13 protein-coding genes are annotated in these 16559 nt (G+C 65.2%); 2 read left to right on the forward strand and 11 right to left on the reverse strand.

Annotated features, from left to right (window positions below):
* Positions 1-73: 73 nt before the first annotated feature.
* The 8 genes from P1K30_RS06480 to P1K30_RS06515 all read right to left on the reverse strand — a co-directional run bounded on the left by P1K30_RS06480 (position 74) and on the right by P1K30_RS06515 (position 9589).
* Positions 74-2266, reverse strand: a complete 2193-nt coding sequence (locus tag P1K30_RS06480) for a TonB-dependent hemoglobin/transferrin/lactoferrin family receptor (protein WP_275631877.1) — start codon at positions 2264-2266, stop codon at positions 74-76.
* Positions 2267-2603: 337 nt separating this feature from the next.
* Positions 2604-3893 carry a TRAP transporter large permease gene (locus tag P1K30_RS06485; RefSeq protein WP_275631878.1) on the reverse strand — a complete coding sequence of 430 codons (1290 nt, stop codon included), beginning with the start codon at positions 3891-3893 and terminating at the stop codon, positions 2604-2606.
* Positions 3890-4360: a TRAP transporter small permease gene (locus P1K30_RS06490; protein WP_275631879.1), complete on the reverse strand. Its 471-nt coding sequence runs from the start codon at positions 4358-4360 to the stop codon at positions 3890-3892. The genes P1K30_RS06485 and P1K30_RS06490 overlap by 4 nt, the downstream gene beginning before the upstream one ends.
* Before the next feature lie 115 nt (positions 4361-4475).
* Positions 4476-5498, reverse strand: coding sequence for a TRAP transporter substrate-binding protein (locus P1K30_RS06495; RefSeq protein WP_275631880.1), 1023 nt, complete (start codon positions 5496-5498; stop codon positions 4476-4478).
* Positions 5499-5588: 90 nt separating this feature from the next.
* Positions 5589-7004 carry an FAD-binding oxidoreductase gene (locus P1K30_RS06500; RefSeq protein ID WP_275631881.1) on the reverse strand — a complete coding sequence of 472 codons (1416 nt, stop codon included), beginning with the start codon at positions 7002-7004 and terminating at the stop codon, positions 5589-5591.
* Entirely contained in the window at positions 6997-7617 is a 621-nt protein-coding gene (locus P1K30_RS06505) for a DAK2 domain-containing protein (RefSeq protein ID WP_275631882.1), read from the reverse strand. The genes P1K30_RS06500 and P1K30_RS06505 overlap by 8 nt, the downstream gene beginning before the upstream one ends.
* A 4-nt stretch (positions 7618-7621) precedes the next feature.
* Positions 7622-8593, reverse strand: a complete 972-nt coding sequence (locus P1K30_RS06510) for a dihydroxyacetone kinase subunit DhaK (protein ID WP_275631883.1) — start codon at positions 8591-8593, stop codon at positions 7622-7624.
* 90 nt (positions 8594-8683) lie between these two features.
* Positions 8684-9589, reverse strand: coding sequence for a dihydrodipicolinate synthase family protein (locus P1K30_RS06515; RefSeq protein WP_275631884.1), 906 nt, complete (start codon positions 9587-9589; stop codon positions 8684-8686).
* A gap of 276 nt (positions 9590-9865) precedes the next feature.
* Here P1K30_RS06515 and P1K30_RS06520 point away from each other — a divergent pair, with 276 nt between their 5' ends.
* Entirely contained in the window at positions 9866-10663 is a 798-nt protein-coding gene (locus P1K30_RS06520; protein ID WP_275631885.1) for an IclR family transcriptional regulator, read from the forward strand.
* Between the two features lie 10 nt (positions 10664-10673).
* Here the strand turns inward: P1K30_RS06520 and P1K30_RS06525 are convergent, their stop codons facing one another.
* From P1K30_RS06525 to P1K30_RS06535, 3 genes are all read right to left on the reverse strand, one after another.
* The gene (locus P1K30_RS06525) at positions 10674-12593 is read right to left on the reverse strand and encodes a TRAP transporter permease (protein ID WP_275631886.1); all 1920 of its coding nucleotides are present in this window, start codon (positions 12591-12593) and stop codon (positions 10674-10676) included.
* Between the two features lie 91 nt (positions 12594-12684).
* Positions 12685-13608: a TAXI family TRAP transporter solute-binding subunit gene (locus P1K30_RS06530; protein ID WP_275631887.1), complete on the reverse strand. Its 924-nt coding sequence runs from the start codon at positions 13606-13608 to the stop codon at positions 12685-12687.
* 297 nt (positions 13609-13905) lie between these two features.
* Positions 13906-15531 (reverse strand): FAD/NAD(P)-binding protein, encoded by a 1626-nt coding sequence (locus tag P1K30_RS06535; RefSeq protein WP_275631888.1) that lies wholly within the window; start codon positions 15529-15531, stop codon positions 13906-13908.
* Between the two features lie 267 nt (positions 15532-15798).
* Here P1K30_RS06535 and P1K30_RS06540 point away from each other — a divergent pair, with 267 nt between their 5' ends.
* Positions 15799-16539 carry a Crp/Fnr family transcriptional regulator gene (locus P1K30_RS06540; RefSeq protein WP_275631889.1) on the forward strand — a complete coding sequence of 247 codons (741 nt, stop codon included), beginning with the start codon at positions 15799-15801 and terminating at the stop codon, positions 16537-16539.
* Positions 16540-16559 lie beyond the last annotated feature (20 nt).

Consider the following 16559-nt stretch of genomic DNA (forward strand, 5'->3'; position numbering starts at 1 on the left):
CGCGCCAGCCCGGACAGCGGTGCCCGCGGGCGCCGTCCGTCCGGACCGTGCGATGTCAGCGGGGCGCCGCTGTCTAGAACTTATAGTCCAGCGTTAGAGACACATTTCGCCCCGGTCCGGTCTGAAGTTCCAGCGGGTTCGTGTCGACCGCGACCCCGGGTGTCGCGCTGTAATTCGCGGCAGAGGCAAGGAAGTACCGTTCGTCGAACAGGTTGTTGACGCTCAGGTTCAGCATCGCGTTCTCGGCAAATTCCCAGCTGGCGCCGACATCGACGACCGCATAGGCGGGCGGCTTGAAGTTCGCCGACGACTCCGGCTTCGCCTCGCCCACCATGATCAGGTCCATGTTCAGGTTCAGCCCGTACTGCGGGATCTCGTAGGACGCGCCGATCACGGCGGACAGCGGCGGCACGACGTGGCGGGTTTCCGGGGCTCCGTCGGTGGCCCGCTGCCGTCCGTCCTGCCATGCGACGGCGCCGGTCAACTGAAGCTGGTCCGTTGCCTGCCAGCCGGCCTCCAGCTCGATGCCCCAAGTCTCGACCGACGACAGATTCCGGTAGGAATAGTCACTGGTGCCGGGGATGTTCCAGAAGCTTTCGATGAAGTTGTCATAGCTGGCGTGATAGGCGTTCAGCGACCAGAACCCGTCGGCATATTCACCGCGCACGCCGATCTCGAAGCTTTCGACCTCTTCCGGGACAAGGTCGGGCGCGGGGACAAGCCCGAAGGTGGCGCTGCCGGACGAGGTGTACAGCTGCTGGAAGGTCGGCATCTTGAAGCCCTGCCCGTAATGCGCCCAAGCCGAGTACGTGTCGTTGAACCGCCATGTCGCGCCCAGCGACGCTAGGATGCGCTCTTCCGTCCGCGTCTCAAGCTCGTAACCGGGCAGGTCGACGACGGACTCGTTGAACTCCGGGTCCATGCGGTAGGTCGCAAAGCGCAGCCCCGGCGTGACCTCCAACTGCCCGCCCAACATCGTGATGTTATCCTGAATGAAGACGTCCGCGCGGGTGGTCGTGCCGTCGGCGAAGTTCCAGCTTGTCGGGACAGAGGACGTGTCGGTCCCGGCAGTCACGTTGACGATGCGGCGGTTGCGGAAATACGAGGTCGCGGTGTGGTCGCCGTCGAACCCGAAGGTCAGGACGTGATCGGACGCCCCGATGCTGAACCGCGACGTCGCCTGAACGTCGAGTTCAAGAAAATCCTCGTGGAAGTCGGTGTAGTCGTACTGTCGGCGGATGTCGCCAGAGGACATCTCCTCGATCCGTAGCGCGACCTGATCATAGCCCGACGGAGAATAGGACAGCGTCGCCTTCACTTCGTCGATGAAGCCGCCGAACTGGCCCTGATATTCCAGCGCATAGCGGGTGCGTTCAATGTCGCGGGTGCGCGGGTTCTCGAACAGGTAGCCCCCGGAAGAGGTCGGACCGATGGCGTACAGCGTTTCGACTTCGCTTTTGCGATCCAGATGATCGAAGACGAAGGTCAGCGTGTTGGTCGGGGTGATGTCCCAGCCCAGCTTCACCAGCGTGCGATCCGACGTCCGGTCCAACGGATTGAATTCGCCGCAAGTGATGCCGCCAAATTCGACCGGGCGGGTGCAGCCCCAGATGCCGCCGTCATCGCGGGCGTTGGACAGTTCCATCTCGTGGTCCGTGGTGCGCGACTGGGCGAACATCAGGGTCACGTTTTCGCCGAACCGCTGCGCGAAGGACGCGGCGACGTTGGTCGCGTCGGTCAGCGACTCGTAGCCAAGCGTGACCCGCCCGCCGTTCGTGCGGCCCGGTTCGATCAGGTCTTCGGCGTCGATGGTTTCCACCGCGACCACGCCCCCCAACGCGTCCGCGCCCCACAGCACGGATGCCGGCCCTCGGACCACGTCGATCTGCTTGGTGAAGTTGAAATCCGCATAGTCCCGCGACCCGTCGATGATGCGTTCCGGCACCCGCGCGCCGTCGACCAGCGTCAGCACGCGGTTGCCCGACACGCCCCGTATCTCGAACCCGGTCTGGCCACCGAACGGATCGGCCGCGGACACCTGCCGCACCGGCTCGATCCCCGGGATCAGGCGGGTGAAATCCTCGATCGACAGGACACCCCGGTCCCGGATCTCGTCGCCCTCGACAACGGTGATGTGGCTTTCGACGTCCATCAGCGAACGGCCGATGCGGTCCGCGAACAGGGTGATCCGCCCAAGGAACGCGGACAGCCCGGTGTCGCCGCCGGTTTCCGTTTCTTGGGCAACGGCGGGCCCGGATAAGGACAAGGTTGCGCATGCCGTGCTTGCAAGCAGCACCGCACGCGACTTGTGAGACAAGCGCATGAGTAAACTCCAATGTGATGGAAGTGCTAGCTTTCAGAACGGTCTGGCTGGCGATGGGTGCCAGGCAAGAGCAGCGGCACACCGTGATGTCGTCTGCCAATCCTAAGTAAATTTGTCAAGTAAGAGGGCGAAATCCTTTTCGCCGTCCGGGATGCCCGGAACGGCACGGGCCGGACATGACTGTCCGGCCCGTGGTCTTGGATAAAAGTGCGGGCGGGATGAACAGGCCAGGGGAGATATTGGGCCCGTCCGTCCCGCCCGCGTCAGTCCGGCAGACGGATCAAAGCAGATCCATCAACCGCGGGAGAAACAGGATCGTCTCCGGGACGTAGGTGATCAGCAGCAGCACCGCGATGGCCGCAAGGAAGAACGGCAGCATGTGCTTCACCATTCGCTCGATCGGGATGCCAAGCACGATAGAGCCGGTGAACAGCGCCGTCCCGTAAGGCGGCGTGATCAGGCCGATCACAAGGTTGAAGGTCGCGAAGACACCGAAGTGCACCGGGTCGATCCCCAGTTCGCCGGTCAGCGGCATCAGGATCGGCAGCACGATGAAGATCGCCGGCAGCATGTCCATGAACAGGCCCCACAAAAGCAGGAACACGTTGATGATCAGCAGCACAAGGATCGGATTCTCGGTGATCGCGAAGATGGTCCGCGCCACCAGCGCAGGCACCTGTTCCGAAGCCAGCACCCAAGAGAACACGTTCGACGCGCCCGTCAGCAGCAGCACCGCCGCCGACAACGTGGCCGACCGCAGGAAAATGCGCCACAGAAGCTTCGGGTCGGGCTTGAACTTGGTCTCTGCCAGCAGCAGCACAAAGCCCCAGCCCACCGCGGCCGCCGAGGCCTCGGTCGGGGTGAAGATACCCGACAGGATGCCGCCCAGAATGATGCCCGGCATCGCAAGGAACGGCAGCGAGGCCAGCACGATCCGCACGGCTTCCCGCGCGGTCTTGCGTCCGCTGCGTTCGATGTTCTGACGGCGCGTGGTGACGAACACCGCAACGGCCATCGCGATCGCCACCAGAAGGCCGGGCACCAGCCCGCCGATCAGCATCCCGCCGATGGACGTGCCGGTGACGGCCCCCACCAGCACGATCGGGATCGACGGCGGGATGATGGCGCCTTTGATCGACGTCGACACCGTCAGTGCCGCCGAGAACTCGCGCGTGAAACCGGACCGGGTCATCATCTCGGTCTGCATCCGGCCCAGCGCGGCGATGTCCGCGATGGACGACCCCGAACAGCCGCCGAACAGCATCGAGGCAAGGATGTTCACGTATCCGGTGCCGCCGCGCAGGCGTCCGACCAGAAGCTGCGCGAACTTCAGCAGGCGGTTGGCGGTGCCAGAGGCGACCATCAGCTCGCCCGCCAGCATGAAGAACGGGATCGCCATGATCGTGAAGAAGTCGATGCCGTTGAAGAACTGCTGCGCCACAAGGTACAGCGGTTCGCCGGCCAGCACGAAATACACGATGCAGGCAAGGATCATCGCGAAGGCCAGCGGGAAGCCGGCGATGGTCAGGAAGCCGAACGAAACCAGCATCCAGGCGAAGGCGGCGTTCATTCGGTGACCTCCTTGACGTCTTCCTGCTCGTCGACGCTGACGGCAGGGGGCAGGAACTGCTTGAACAGCAGCATGAGAAGCATCGCGCCCGCACCCAGCGGCACGGCGAGATAGATCCAGAAGTAGGGAATGCGCAGCGCGGGGGTCTTCATCCGCCCGTCGTGAAGCGCCACGTCCAGCCCCTGCCACAGCAGCACGGCCAGCGTGACCGCAAGACAGCCGGCAAGGAACCGTTCAAGCCAGACCTGCACGCCGGTCGGCAGCATCGACGTGAACACGGTCAGGCGCGGGTGCTGGTCCGACCGAAGCGCAACCGCACCGCCGATGAACGCCATGAAGATCATGGTGTAGCGCGCCAGCTCCTCGCCCCAGAAAAAGGCAACGCCGAAGGCCGATCGCCCGATGACGAGGGTCAGCACGACGATCACCATAAGCAAAAGCGCCACCACGACGATGTTGCTGAACAATAGCTGGAAGAACCGGTCCAGCCTCCGGATTGGCCCGTTCGGCCCCATGATCTTGATCCCTTTTACGCGACGATGGACGCCGCCCGCGCAGGACGCGGACGGCGTGCGATCAGAGTCAGAACCGGGCGTCGTAGTCCGCCATGTGCTCGAAGAAGCCGTTCACGAACTCTTCGCCGAACTGCTCGACCGCCCAAGCCTTCGTCGGCTCGATGGTGGCGGCGCGGAAGGCTTCAAGCTGGTCCGGCCCAAGGCTGTGCACCTCGACGCCCTCGTCGCGGATCGTCTGCACGCCCAGCAGGTCGTTCACCGCGCCGATGCCGTCATGGGCAAGGCTGGCTTCGGCGTCGGCCGCAAGGATCGCCGTGCGGTCCTCTTCGCTGAGACCCTGCCACCATTCTTCGTTGGTGATCACGGCGCCCACCGTCATGACGTGCTGCGTTTCGGTCATGTGGCCCTGCACCTGATAGAACCGCTGCAAGATGATGTTCGACGGCGGGTTTTCCTGCCCGTCGACCACGCCCGTCTGCAGCGAGGTGTACAGTTCCAGATACGGGATCGGCACCGGGGTGGCGCCAAGGGCTTCCATCATCTTCTGGTGCGGCACGACTTCCATCGTCCGCATCCGCAGACCGGCCATGTCCTCGGGCGTTTCCACCGCCGTGTCCTTGGTGGTCATGTTGCGGAAGCCGTAGGGATGCAGCGAGATGATGCGGATGCCCGTCTCGGCGGCGACGTCGTCCATCAGCTTGGCGATGAACGGGTTGTCCCGGTTCATCGACGCATTGAAGTGCGCCCGGCTTTTGAACAGGAACGGCATGTCCACGATGCCAAGCTGCGGATAGCCCAGCGAGGCCAGAACGCCCGACGCGATGTTCGCGAAATGCAGCGACCCGCGCGACACCTGCTGCACCATCGCGCGCTGGTCGCCCAGCTGGCCGTTCGGATACAGCTCGATGTCATAGGCGTCGCCGGTGTTCCGTTCGACCTGCGACTCGAGGACGTGCATATAGGCCGTCACCGGCGCAGTGGTCGGATCGTCGGGGTCGGTCCAGGTCGCCTTAAGTTGCTCTTGTGCGGCCAGCGGGGCCGCGACCAGCAGCGTCGAAGCCAGAAATGCCGTCTTCAGTCCAAGTTTCATGTTGGTCTTCCTCCCTTGGGTCCGGGTCCTATCCCGAACGGTGTGTATGTCGGCGCCGGCCGGCTCCTCTCCGGCCTGTGGCGCCCGTGGTCATCCGCCGGGCGTCTCTGCCCGTTCCGGAATGAGTTTGCCGGGGTTCATCAGTCCCAGCGGATCAAGCGCCGCCTTGATGGCGCGCATGATCTCCAGCCCCTCGCCGTGTTCCTCGGCGAGGTAGCGCATCTTGTGCAGGCCGACGCCGTGCTCGCCCGAGCAGGTGCCGCCGAACCGAAGCGCCCGGCGGCTGACCCGGTCGGCCAGCGCATCGGCGCGGGCGCGTTCGTCCGCGTCTTCGGGATCGAACACGATCCCAAGGTGGAAATTGCCGTCACCGACATGGCCCACGATGGGGGCGATCAGCCCGCTGGACTTCACGTCGGCCTGCGTTTCAAGGATCACCTCGGCCAGATGCTCGATCGGGACGCAGGCATCGGTGCCCATGTTCCGCGACCCCGGCTTCAGGGCGATGCACGCCTCGTAGCAGCTGTGCCGCGCGGTCCAGAGCGTCATGCGCTCTTCCAGTGTTTCAGCCTCGTCCCACGACACCGAACCGTTGTCCTCGGCCAGTTCACGGAACAGGCCGGCCTGTTCGCGCACCGCTTGCGGGGTGCCGTGAAACTCGACGAACAGGGTCGGCAGCGGCTGCATCTTTTCCAGCTTGGAATAGCGGATACAGGCGTCGGCCTGTACCTCGTCCAGAAGTTCCAGCCGCACCGCGCGCAGGTCCATCTGGCGCGCCAGCGTGGCAGTGCCCACCGCGGCCTCCAGCGTGGGGAACTGGCACACGGCGCACACGACGCCCTCGGGCTGGCCCGCAAGGCGCAGCCGCAGTTCGGTGATGAAGCCCAGCGTACCCTCGGACCCGACATACAGCCGGGTCAGGTCGTAACCCGTCGCGGATTTGCGGGCCCGCGTCCCGGTGCGGATGATCCGCCCGTCCGGCGTGACCACGGTCAGGCCCAGCACGACCTCTCGCATGGTGCCGTAGCCCACCGCGTTAGTGCCAGAGGCCCGCGTCGCAGCCATGCCGCCCAGCGTGGCATCGGCGCCGGGATCAAGCGGGAAGAACAGCCCGCTGTCGCGCAGGTGGCGGTTCAGCTGCATCCGGGTCACGCCCGCCTCGACATGGCAGTCCAGAGAACCGGGCGACACGTCCAGTACGCGGTTCATCCGGGTCAGATCGACGCTGACGCCGCCGCGCACCGCCGCCACCTGTCCTTCAAGCGAGGATCCGGCGCCATAAGGCACCATCGGGATGCCATGCGCCGAACAGATCGCCGCCAGCGCCGCGACCTCGTCGGTGGTTTGCGGGTAGGCCACGAAGTCGGGCATCCCGGCATCCGGCAGCCCCTCGCCGTGGCTGTGGTGGGTGCGGTCGCCGCGCGAGGTGACAAGGCGGTCGCCCAGCAGTTGCGACAGCTCTGCGCTGGCGCGGTCGGTTGCGGTCTGCGTCAGGGTGTCAGGCATCGCTGGGCTCCTTCGCGACGGTCGCGGCCAGCAGCCGGTGCAGCGCCAGCATTCCCGGATCGTCCTGTCCAACGGTACGGTCGGCGAACATCCGGGCGCGGCCGATGCGGTTCGGACGGTCGCGGAACGCGGTCAGCGTCTCGGACGCGCTGTCCATCGCCGCCTGTCCCATCCGCGCCGGGTCGTCGATCCCGCGCGTGGCCGTGACGATGGCATCCAGCATGTCCACCATCGTCTTGTCGCCCAGCTCGGCCCCGCCGCGCGCCAGCATGCGGTCGCGCACCTCTGCAAGGTAGTCGGACAGATCGGCCCACGGCAGGTCTTCGGTACCTTTCAGCGGCTTGGCCAGCGTCATCATCGCCACCGTGACCAACGTTCCAAGGCTGGACCCCGTCGCACCCGAGCAGGTCCGCGCCAGCGAGGCGAAAGCCTCGCCAAGGTCGTTGCCTTCGGGCTTCGCGGCGTCCAGCGCGTCGAACAGGCGGCGCACGGTAAACCCCGTGTCCCCGTCGCCCATCTTCGCGTCGGCCGCGTTCAGATCGGCCTCGGCGGCGCGGGCGGCGTCGGCGGCACGGCCGATGGCGGCGTTCAGTGCGGATACGGTCAGGCCCATCGGGTCACACCTTCCAATAGCGGCAGTCGGACGGCGCGCGCAGCAGCGCCTCGCGCATGTCGTCGAGGTACATCATCGACATCGACAGCCCGCCCATTTCCATCGAGGTGGCGAAGTGGCCCACCGCGGGAAGGACAACCTCGATCCCTTGCTCTTTCAGCTTGGCAGCCGCGCGGCGATAGAGGATCAGCAGTTCCTCCAGCGGCGTCGCCCCCAGCGAGTTCAGCATCAGCGCCACCCGCTTCGTCGGCGACGGAACCGGATCGTCCAGCAGACGCCCGATCATCTCGTCGGCAAGGTCGTCGGCACTGCGCAGCGTGTCGCGCCAGATGCCCGGCTCGCCGTGGATGCCCATGCCAAGTTCCATCTCGCCCTTCGCAAGTTCGAACGAGGGGCCAGCGGATCCCGGTACGATGCAGGCAGAGGTCGCCATGCCGATGCTGCGCGTGTGGGCGGCGGCATCGCGGGTGGCGGTGGCCACGGCGTCAAGGTCGTCGCCCCGGTCCGCGGCAGCGCCGGCGATCTTGTACAGCAGCACAAGCCCGGCCACGCCACGGCGCTTGGCCGCGTCCTCGGGCCCGGCGCTGGCGATGTCGTCGGTCCCCAGCACCGTTTCGCAACGGATGCCGTCCAGATCGACCATCTCTGCCGCCATGTCGAAATTCATCTTGTCGCCGCCGTAGTTGCCGTACAGCAGCAACACACCCTGACCGTTGTCCGCCGCGCGGATCGTCGCTTCGCAGGAGGCGACCGAAGGTCCGGCGAACACGTCGCCCACGGCGCAGCCGTCGATGAAACCGGGCGCGGTGTAGCCAACGAAAAGCGGGAAGTGCCCCGAGCCGCCGCCGGACACGATGGCAACGCCATCACGGCCACCGTCTTTCAGGGTCACCGCACGCCCGTCGCGTGTCAGCCGGGGGTCGGTCAGGATCAGACCGTCCAGCAGCTCGTCCACGTACGCGTCTGCGGTGTTCATTACTTTTGCCATTGCGTCCTCCCTTACGCGCAAGCGGATCTTTCAGGGGTGGTCAGGGCGCGTCCTTCTCCGGGCGCGCCCCCTTGTCGGTCAGGCCGGTTCGACGACCTTTTCGTACTTCAGCACCTCCGACAGCGCGGCCTTGATCTTGGCGGCCTGTGCGTCGCTGGTCTTCGGCATCGGCGCGCGGGGCAGACCCGAGTCGACGCCCTGAAGCGACAGCGCGTGCTTCACGTTGGCGGGCAGGTTGTCAGCCGAGATGGTGTTCCAGAAGCGCAGCAGCGCCTCGTGGATCTCGCGGCCCAGCTTGTGGTTGCCGGCCTGAACCGCATCCCAAAGCGCCACGCAGACGCCCGGAACGGCGGCCGGGTTCGCGGCGATGGTCCCGTGCGAGCCCATCGCGAAGGACGGGTACAGCAGCGCGTCGACAGCCGAGAAGATCAGCGAACCTTCGGGCGCGGTGATCATCAGGTCGGCGAACAGCTTCAGGTCGCCGGCGCTTTGCTTGACGCCCTTCACGTTCGGGATCTCGGTCATGATCTTCACCAGAAGATCCGGCGCAAGATAGTTCCACGGCACCACGTTGTAGATCAGGATCGGCAGATCCGTGGTTTCGCTGAGCGTCTTGAAATGGTTGTAGGTCGCGGTCTCGTCCGGCTTGAACACGTAGTGGACCGGCGTGATCTGCAGCGCGTCGATGGCGTATTTCGTCATCAGCTTCGCCTTGTGCGCGGCGTCGCGGGTCGAGTTGGTGATGATGCCGGCGATCACCGGGACCTGCCCCTTGGCCTCTTCCGCACAGATCTCGGCGACGCGCTCCAGCTCGTCCGAAGTCAGGGTGTGGCCTTCGCCGGTGCTGCCGCCAAAGCAGATGCCGTGCACGCCGCGCGTCAGGACAAACTGGACGTTCTGGCGCAGCGCCTTTTCGTCAATCTCGCCGTTCGCGTCGAAAGGGGTGACGATCGGCGGGATGATGCCGTAGATCTTCTTGCTCATGGGGTTCCTCCATTCCCGTATTTCGGAATGAAGGCTAGGTTTGGATCTGGAATTCCGTCAATTGGAATTTCTCACACAATCCCACAATGCGGTACCGCGTTGGCGCCAAACGTCTTATCTATCGGAAATATAACGAAATAAATTTATTAATCTTAATGCTTGCTTTCTTCGATGCTATATCGTGGGCTTAGCGCGTCCCGCAATTTGGGATATCTATGGGATCAACGCGTTTGCAGTTGCAGCATTTTGTCCCACATTCCGGTACGGAGGCTTGTGATGGAAACCAAGAACGTCAAGACGCTGGGCAAGCTGGTCGGGGTGCTTGAATGCTTTTCGACGACCGAGCGCACCCTGACCGTCACCGAGATCGCCGAACGCACGGGTCTGCCGCGGTCGACGGCGCACCGGTCGATCCTGGCGCTGAAAGAGGTCGGCTTTCTGGAACAGGAACGCGCGCGGGACGAATATCGGCTTGGCATCCGCCTGTTCCAGTTCGGCGCCACCGTGCTTAGCAACATGGATCTGCAGCGCAAGGCGCGGCCCTATTGCGAGGCGCTGAGCAGCCTGACGAGCGAATCCGTTCACCTGTGCGTCTTCGACGGCGAACGCATGGTCTTCGTCGAGCGCGCCACCGGCGGCCCCACCGGCGACCAGAACGACATGATCGTGATGGAAATCTCGCCCTGCTACTGCACCGGGGTGGGCAAGGCGACGCTGGCATTTCAGGACGAGGCGACGATCAACCGCGTGATCTCTGCCGGGCAGGACCGTTTCACGCCGCATACCATCGTCGATCCCGACGACCTGCGCCGCGATCTCGCCGACATCCGCGAGCGCGGCTACGCGCTGGACTGCGAAGAGCACAAGGTGAACGTCCGCTGCGTGTCAGCCCCGATCCGCAATTCCGCTGGAAGCGTGTTTGCGGCGATCTCTGCCAGCGGTCCGGCACGGCGGATGACCGAGGCGAACCAGCACCGGCTGGCGCCCTACGTGGTCAGCCATGCCGAGGCGATCTCGCGAAAGCTCGGCTGGGTTCCGGCCGCCCCCGACGAAGCCGCCGGGGACGCGCCTTAGGGTATTGCCGTCAGGCCGCCCGCGTCGACCGGGCCGCCGACCACAGGCCGAACACCAGCGCGCCAAGCAGGGCAAGGCTTGCCGCCTCTGCCAGCAGGCTGACAACGTTGCCGACCGGCCAGACCAGCGTGACCGTCGCCAGCGCCGCGACCAGCGTGAAGCCTGCGCGGTGCATCGCCGTCAGCGGGCGGATCATCCAGCCCGTCAGCGCGGTGCCTGCCGCGAAGGTCCCGGCGAAGGCCGCGACCGTGGCCAGCACGATGTTCACCGGCGTACCGATCAGCAGAAGCTCTGGCGCGTAGACGAACAGGAACGGCGCCACGACCTTCACAAAGCCAAGGCGGATCGATTCCATCGCCGTCTCGTTCGGTTCTGCCCCGGCAATCGACGCACCGGCATAGGCCGCCAGCGCGACCGGCGGTGTGATGGCGGACAGCAGGCCGTAGTAGAAGATGAACATATGCGCCGCGATCACCGGAAGGCCGAAGGTTTCCAGCGCCGGGGCGATCAGGATCGCCAGCAGCAGGTAAGCCGCCGAGGTCGGCATCCCAAGGCCCAGCACGAAGCTGGCGACCATCGTCAGCAGCAGCGTCAGGAACAGGCTGCCCGCACCGACGTCGAGGATCAGCGACGACATCTTCAGCGCCATGCCGGTCAGGGTCAGCACACCGATCAGCATCCCCGCGACAGCCACGGCGGCGACGACGGGAAGCACGTTGCGCACCGTTTCCATCATCACCTCGATCAGACCGATCGGGCCGATGCGGGTTTCCTTCGTGAAGACCGAAACGACCAGCGTCGCGATCAGGCACAGCACGGCCGCGGCAGACGGCGTGTAGCCGACGGCAAGGAACACGACGAGCCCGATCAGCGGGATCAACAGATGACCGCGCTTCAGCAGAACTTCCTTCAACTGCGGAATGTCGGACGGGTCGGCGCGGCCAAGGTCGAACTTGCCCGCCTCTTCCCGCACGCCGACCAGCAGCGCGAAGACGTACATCAGCGCCGGGATAAGCGCGGCGGCGGCGATGGTGGCGTAGGGGGTCTGGGTCAGCTCGGCCATCAGGAAGGCAGCCGCGCCCATGACGGGCGGCATGATCTGACCGGCAGAAGACGCGGCGGCCTCGATCGCGCCCGCGACCTTGGGGCGATAGCCGGTGCGTTTCATCAGCGGGATCGTGAAGGTCCCGGTGGTGACGACGCCCGCCACGGCGGACCCGTTGATCGACGAGAACATCGTGGACGAGATCACGGCGGTCAGCGCCGGGCCGCCCTGCACCCGCCCGGTCAGCGCGTGGGCGAGGTCGACGAAGACCTGCCCCAGCCCGGTGCGCAGCAGCAGCCCGCCCAGAAGCGAGAACAGCAAAATGTACTGCACCGCGACACCCATCGGCAGGCCGAACAGGCCCTCGGTGCGCAGGAACAGGTTCGACGTCACGCGGCCCAGCGAATAGCCCGCGTGCCCGTAAGTGCCGGGGATCACGTCACCGAAAAAGGCATAGGCCAGCGCGATGACGCCCAGCGCCACCATGACCCAGCCGATCACATAGCGCGCAAGGATCAGCACAGAGACCGTGGCGATCACGAACAAGGTAATGTCCAGCGACCCGGCGATCCCGCCAGAGCGGACGATGTTCAGGTAGTTCACCCACAGGTACGGACCGGGCACCAGAACCGCCACGGCCAGAAGGTAAAGAACGGCGCGCCAAGGCGCGAAGGTGCGGCGGGTGGCGACAGCGACAAGGCCCGCCGAGACCATCAGCGAGAAGAACGTGGCGCGCAGCACAAGCGCGGTGATGTTTCCGAACCACGCCGACCACACGACCAGCACGGTCACGAGGATGGCGAGGATGGCGAAGGCACCTGTCGCAAGGCGATGTTCCCAACGCGGCAGGTGATCATCCAGCAGGATGCTTGTGATGTTGCTCATGGTGGTCTCTTGGCTCTGACTGTCGCACGTTCTCCGGAACGTACGAGGGCGGGGCCGCTTCCGGCCCCGCCCCCTGCGTGAAGCAGGTTGTTTATTTCGACGAGAAGTAAGCCTCGGCGCCCGGATGCAGGTCGATGGGCGTGTTCGTCGCGCGGTCCATCGAGATCTGACCGGCGGCCGGGTGGACGCGGCCGAGTGTTTCGAGGTTGTCGAACAGGGTCCGGGTGATCTCTTCGACCAGTGCCGGATCGGCGTCGGCGGCGGTGAACAGGATCGCCGGATCGCCCACGGCGGCGATGGCTTCGTCCTGACCCTCGTAGGTGCCGGCAGCCACTTCGATGACCTCGTAGTACGGGTAATCCGCGATCAGCCCTTCCATGTTCGCCGCGTCGACCGGGATCATCGTCACGTCTTCGGTGGTGAACAGTTCGATGAAGGCCGAAGCCGGGGTGCCGGCAAGAATGATCGAGCCGTCAAGCTGGCCGTTGCTGATGGCCGACGTCGCCTCGCCATAGCTGAGGAACGAGACGTTGCCGATGTTGAAGGCATCCTCGTGCGTCAGAAGGCGTTCCGCGAAGATCGACGAGTTCGAGCCCGGAGGGCCGATGGAGATGTCGAGATCGGCCAGATCCGCCACGGTCGTCGCGCCGCTTGCCTCTGTCGCCGCGATCTGCAGCACCGCCGGGTAAAGGTACGCGATGGCGGCCACGTTCTGGGCGTCGCCGTCGAAGGCACCTTCGCCGGCCATCGCTTCGTACAGGACCGAGGCCGACGAGAAGCCCATGGTCATTTCGCCCGCCGACACGCGACGGATGTTCTCGATCGAGGCGCCGGTGACCTCGGCGTTGGCGGTCACGCTGTCGAGCTGGTTGTTCAGCAGGTCAGCCATGCCAGCGCCGATGGCGTAGAACACGCCGCCGGTGCCGCCGGTGCCGATCGACACGCGCTCTTGCGCGGTGGCCGGGACCACGGCGGTTGCCATCAGGACGGCGGCAAGGGAAAGTTTCTTCAGCATCGGGTGTCTCCTCCCAAAAGAAGTTTCGGAAAAGCGATAGCTTTCGCATCGTTGGGAATAGTTCATCCGGTCGCAAATCCTGCAAATTCAATTGCCGGACGCAAATTAAGTTTTCACTATACCCCCCGAAGTCCCACCGCCGTCGGACACCATGACTCTGAAGGGAAATACACGGCTGCGGCATTGGTTTTCCGGCTGGAATCCCACGCGACGGCAACTTGCGGGATCATGGGTTCCAGCAGGTGACTGTCGTCGCGGCACCCCTGTTACCGCACGGACGATGCGCCGGACCCCGACTCAGGCGATGCGGGACAGCACGCCCTCGGCCCACCTGTGCGACGCCATGCCGAAGCAGTCATGAAGGCTGTCGGCGGCAATCACGCTGCCCAGCGCCAGCCGTCCCAGCAGGCAAAGACCGGGCACGGGCCGACCGTCGCGGTCGACCAGCCGCCCATCGGCCGCCGTGCGGGCGGCAAGGTCCTCGGGCGCCGTCAGCCAGCCCGCCTCCATCAGCCCCGGCACCGGCCCGTCCACCAACTGCGCGGGGTCGGGGGACGGCAACACGGCGTCGATCATGACGTCGGCGGTCACGTCCTCGCCGTTCGCCGTCAGGCGCCAGCCCGCGTCGACTAGCGCGATGCCGGGGTCGCAGGACAGCCGCGTCGTGACGATGCCCGCCTCGATCAGCGCGTGCAGTTCGCGACACGCATCGACCGGGGGACCGTAGGAATAGCGTTTCAGACCCTCGTCGAACCCCACGATCAGCGCGGCGGTGTCCGGCGCGGTGTCCGCTGGGTTATAGCCCTGCCGCAGCTGGTCCTGCCATTTGCGCCAGACCTGCCCGACGGCATATCCAATCGACGGCGGCTTGCTGCCAGCGGCCATCGCAATCCCGTCGTTCAGCGTGTCGAGCGCGGATTGGCTGTCCTGCGAACCGGGATCCGACCATTCGGTGTCCAGCCACTCGGCCACGGCGTCGGCTCCGGTCTTCGCGCTGCTGGCCGCAAGGATGCGGTGCACCGGCGGCACAAGGCTGTCGCTGATCCGCTGGCGCGCTGTCTCGGGCGTTCCGCAGGCTGCCGTCGCGATCGCTTGCTCGAACACGGTGGTTTCATCAGGCAGAGGGTCGAAACGCGCGTCGATCTCTTCTGTCTCTGGCTTCGGGAACGGGGGCTGGCCGTCCAAGGAAAAGGGCACGATGCGGCGCGGTTCGTTGCCGGACGGCTGATACCCGGTGCTGGTGAACCGTCCGCCAAGGCCTTGGGTCAGCACGCGCAGCACGTCGAAAGACGACAGGGCAAACCCGCGCACCGCGACCGTCCTTCCGGCCCAGTCTTCCGCTTTCCGAAGCAGGTCCTTCGCCGGATAGACCTGCGCAAGCGCGCATCCCGTCCGCGACGCATGCGCCTGCCAGTCCGCCAGTTGCGGATCGGGCTTCGTCTTGGGCTGGCCCGGCACAAGCAGGACCTCGGCATAGGGGCCGTGGGCATGGTCGCCGGTCTGCACCAGCCACCCGTCGCCCTCGCGGCGCACAGCGTCGACATGTTCGGCAATCCGGGACAGCGCGACGCCCTGCGACCGGTCCAACGCATCCAGTCGATGCTGGATATACGCGCCCAGCCGCGCCCGGGGCGGAAAGTCGTCCGGCCCGATGGGCGGATCAAGCCAATCCGCCAAGGGCCGCACGTTCAAACTGTCCGGCGCGCGCAGGTCGATGTCGCGCATCGGTATGTTCAACCGGCACAGCGGGCTTTCATCGGGATCGAAGTTCGGCCCAGCGCCCGGAGCCGGAAAAGGATCGAACACATCGACCGACAGCCGCAGTCCCCGCGTTTCGGCAAGGGCCGCCAGCGCCTCAAGCGCACCAACGCCCCGCGGGCCAAGCCCGATGACGGCAATTCGCCTGTCGTCCCCAGCGTTCATTTCCGATCCTTCCCGCATACCTCAGCCCTCAGATAGCCCGGGCGTGACGCGAACCTAGGGCGCTGGAAGACCCCCTGTGCGGCACCGCCAACCGTCTGCCGCCAATGACCCTGCGGAATGAAGGCCACCTTGGAACAAAACCTCAGGAACGATGCGTGCGCTTGCATCGTTATAGTACGAGCGGACGTTGAAGATCGCCGCCATGTTAACATATGTTAGGAATAGACGTCTCAGAAGCAAGACCCGGCAGGGTGCAGAAGGATATCGATGACGGAAGACGCTTATCCCTACACGCGGCGATTCCTGCAGGGCCGGTCGCGGGAAGCCCTGTCGGAACGCGAAAAGGCAGTGCTGGAGGGTCTCGTCGAAGATGTCGAACGCTTCACGGCGCCGCACACCATCCTTGAACGCGGTACCTATCTTGAACGCAGCACGATCCTGATCGAAGGCACCCTTGCCCGCGTGATCCGCGAGGGCGACAAACGCCACATCGTCGCGCTGCACGTGCCCGGCGACTTTGTCGATCTGCACGCCTTTGCCCTGAAGCGGCTGGACCACGACATCGTGTCGATCGGGTCGGTGCAGATCGGCTATGCCCTCCACACCCGCATCCAAGAGGTTCTGGAAACCGAGCCGAACCTTGCGCGGATGCTGTGGTATTCGACCCTTCTCGATGCCGCGATGCACCGCGAATGGATCATGAAGCTGGAACACCTTAGCGCGGACGGACGCCTTGCGCATCTTGTGGCAGAGATCTGGCAGCGGCTCGATTTCGTGGACCTGGCCGGAGAAAACGGGTTTTTCCTGCCGCTGACCCAGCAGGAACTGGCAGACGCCTGCGGAACGACCAGCATCCACATGAACCGGGTCGTGCGGAAGCTGCGCGAAAGCGGGATCGTCGACATCTCTCGCGGGCAGGTCACGGTGCTCGACAAGGAGGCATTGAAGAAACTCGGCGCCTTCGACACCGCCTATCTCTACGGCCAAGGACCACTGAAGTTGACCTGACCGGTTGACACCGGAGCATG

Origin of the sequence: Psychromarinibacter halotolerans (assembly GCF_029168315.1) — a bacterium.
Taxonomy (GTDB): Bacteria; Pseudomonadota; Alphaproteobacteria; order Rhodobacterales; family Rhodobacteraceae; genus Psychromarinibacter; species Psychromarinibacter halotolerans.